1 protein-coding gene is annotated in these 289 nt (G+C 69.6%); it reads right to left on the bottom strand.

From position 1 onward, the window contains the following. Nucleotides 1–289: aconitase family protein (locus FLQ44_RS17835; RefSeq protein ID WP_240801331.1), on the bottom strand; the 289-nt coding region annotated here is incomplete at both ends.

Here is a 289-nt window from a genome sequence, read left to right as displayed (position 1 = left end):
CGTAGGTCGCGGTGGCGAGGTCATCGGCCCACAGGCCGGCGGTGCGCGCGTAGTTCTCGACCAGCGCGACCTGCTCGTCCGTGCGGCCAGTCAGCCGCAGGTAGTCCAGCGTCTGGCCGTCGATGAAGAACATCGCCGCGGTCGCGCCGTACTCGGGCGCCATGTTGGAGATCGTCGCGCGGTCGCCGAGCGTGAGCGCCGACGCCCCTTCGCCGCGGAACTCCAGATACGCCCCCACGACCTTGGTCTTGCGCAGGAATTCGGTCAGCGCCAGCACGATGTCGGTGGC

It is taken from the genome of Vogesella mureinivorans (genome assembly GCF_007644035.1).
GTDB lineage: Bacteria > Pseudomonadota > Gammaproteobacteria > Burkholderiales > Chromobacteriaceae > Vogesella > Vogesella mureinivorans.
Note: the sequence above shows the minus strand (reverse complement) of the source record. Positions and strands in the feature narration are given on the sequence as shown.